Here is a 1,836-nt window from a genome sequence, read left to right as displayed (position 1 = left end):
AAATTTAACACTTGTCTCAAAATGCATGCACCGTGTTTTCGGCTTGACCCAAAAGATGTGCATCCGGGACGGCTGCTGAACATCTCCTGACTTAGCCGCTATTCCATGTCCCGCAGGTTTTCAATCCACGGGTGTAAAGACCGTCATCACCTTCATCTCCGTTTCTCTTCGATTTGATGATTCCGGACATTACGCCGATCCGGGATTGCATGGTTCCTTTTTCATTGACGGGATGCCGTTCTGAAGAAACGGCAGTATCATTCACAATGTCTTCCTGTGGCTTTCCTGATATATCGGGGGAGCCATTTTTATTTCAAGGCGTACCTGTGCCGAGTGGATATGTTGGAGTTGCTTGCCAATGTAAACGTGCGACAAGCAACTCAAACAACCACACTGTCTTTGGACGCATGAGGTTAAAAAAAAGCTCCCACCGATATGAAACCCACAGAAAGACATATTAGAAATTTAGGTCAAAGCGAAGCTCTCCAAACCTCCTATCATTACCGCATAAGAAAAGCGGTCGCAAAGGTGGCTAAGGTGATACTTATAATCATCGGAGCAATCGCAGGACTGACAATCGGCTGGATTGTAAAGCAGGTATTCCGAGGTGTGGGGTGGATAATCTCAATCCTCACGGCATTAGGGATAATCTATTGGATAATGACACTCTAAATATTTACGACTATGGCTAATAACAAGGAAAACAAAGGCACACAAGCCTTCAACGAAACCATCAAGACTTATCTTGAAGAACGAGCAGAGAATGATGCTCTCTTTGCCGTCAAGTATGCAAATCCCTCAAAATCGGTAGATGATTGCGTGACCTATATACTCAACTCAGTGCGGAAAAGCGGATGCTGTGGCTTCACAAACGATGAGATTTTCGGGCTGGCAGTCCATTACTATGAAGAAAATGAGATTGAGGTCGGAAAGCCTGTCAACTGCCAAGTGGTAGTCAACCATATCGTTGAACTCACCGAGGATGAGAAGGCACAGGCACGGCAGGACGCTATCGACCGACTGCGTAACGAGGAAATGGCGAAAATGCGCAAGCCGATACAGCCGAAGAAAGCGACCGAGAGCAAAAACAAAGTTGAACAACTAAGTCTTTTCGACTTCTAAAAGATACAGCTATGAAACCCAAGACAGCACTGCAAAAGAAAGTAGCAAAACTATCCGCCGCACTGCGACCAATAACAGCCACACAAAAACGTTGGGCATTCTCGCGATGCTTTAAACACACCGCCTATCGCGGGAAGAATGGCTCTATGATTTGTTCGGAATGCGCCCACGAATGGACTGCGGAGGACAACCGCAACAACATATGCCGTTGTCCGGAATGCGGTGCAAAACTCACTGTCAGCCATTCGCTCAAACGCAAGTCAACGCAGAAGATACATTTCGCTGTTGTCACGACAAGGAATAATTTCCAAGTCATAAGGGTGGTGGAAAAGGCACGCGTGATTTGACCCCTCGGGCGAAATAAGATTGACCCCTTAAAAGTCCTGGCGGCGGGGGTCAATGTTATTTTACCTCATTTGATGACTCAGGCTTTTTTTGCCTTTAGTTTGCGTATGCTTTCGCCAGTCAGTTCGATTGTATGAGCCGAGTGCACGATGCGGTCAAGGATGGCGTCGGCCACGGTCGGGTCACCCACCATGTCGTACCAGCTTGAGGAGGGATACTGCGAGGTGATGATGATGGATTTACGTTCGTGGCGGTCTTCGATGATGTCGAGTAATATCGGACGTTCCTTCGCATCAAGCGGTACCAGAAAGAGATCGTCGAGGATGAGCAGCTGGCAGCGTTCGATTTTCTTGAGTTCGGCCTCAAGAC

At 47.4% G+C, this 1,836-nt stretch carries 5 protein-coding genes; 3 read left to right on the top strand and 2 right to left on the bottom strand.

Translation table 11 applies throughout. From position 1 onward, the window contains the following. Window positions 1-91 precede the first annotated feature (91 nt). Entirely contained in the window at window positions 92-265 is a 174-nt protein-coding gene (locus tag C5S62_RS13770; protein WP_223301111.1) for a hypothetical protein, read from the bottom strand. A 170-nt stretch (window positions 266-435) separates the two neighbouring features. Here C5S62_RS13770 and C5S62_RS02400 point away from each other — a divergent pair, with 170 nt between their 5' ends. Genes C5S62_RS02400 through C5S62_RS02390 form a run of 3 tightly spaced genes read left to right on the top strand, consistent with a single transcriptional unit; the run spans window position 436 to window position 1,469 of the window. Next, window positions 436-672 (top strand): hypothetical protein, encoded by a 237-nt coding sequence (locus tag C5S62_RS02400; protein WP_104403907.1) that lies wholly within the window; start codon window positions 436-438, stop codon window positions 670-672. A gap of 12 nt (window positions 673-684) precedes the next feature. Continuing rightward, window positions 685-1,122 (top strand): PcfK-like family protein, encoded by a 438-nt coding sequence (locus C5S62_RS02395; RefSeq protein ID WP_104403906.1) that lies wholly within the window; start codon window positions 685-687, stop codon window positions 1,120-1,122. 11 nt (window positions 1,123-1,133) lie between these two features. Continuing rightward, complete coding sequence (locus C5S62_RS02390) at window positions 1,134-1,469, top strand: hypothetical protein (protein ID WP_104403905.1); 336 nt, start codon at window positions 1,134-1,136, stop codon at window positions 1,467-1,469. A gap of 77 nt (window positions 1,470-1,546) precedes the next feature. On the opposite strand, the gene C5S62_RS02385 is transcribed toward C5S62_RS02390, so the two are convergent. After that, window positions 1,547-1,836: ATP-binding protein (locus C5S62_RS02385; RefSeq protein ID WP_190311538.1), on the bottom strand; the 290-nt coding region annotated here is incomplete at its 5' end.

It is taken from the genome of Prevotella sp. MGM2 (assembly GCF_002933955.1).
Taxonomy (GTDB): domain Bacteria; phylum Bacteroidota; class Bacteroidia; order Bacteroidales; family Bacteroidaceae; genus Alloprevotella.
Note: the sequence above shows the minus strand (reverse complement) of the source record. Positions and strands in the feature narration are given on the sequence as shown.

Coding starts and splice junctions, on each gene's coding strand:
- C5S62_RS02400 (WP_104403907.1), top strand. CDS start 436: ATGAAACCCACAGAAAGACATATTAGAAATTTAGGTCAAAGCGAAGCT.
- C5S62_RS02395 (WP_104403906.1), top strand. CDS start 685: ATGGCTAATAACAAGGAAAACAAAGGCACACAAGCCTTCAACGAAACC.
- C5S62_RS02390 (WP_104403905.1), top strand. CDS start 1,134: ATGAAACCCAAGACAGCACTGCAAAAGAAAGTAGCAAAACTATCCGCC.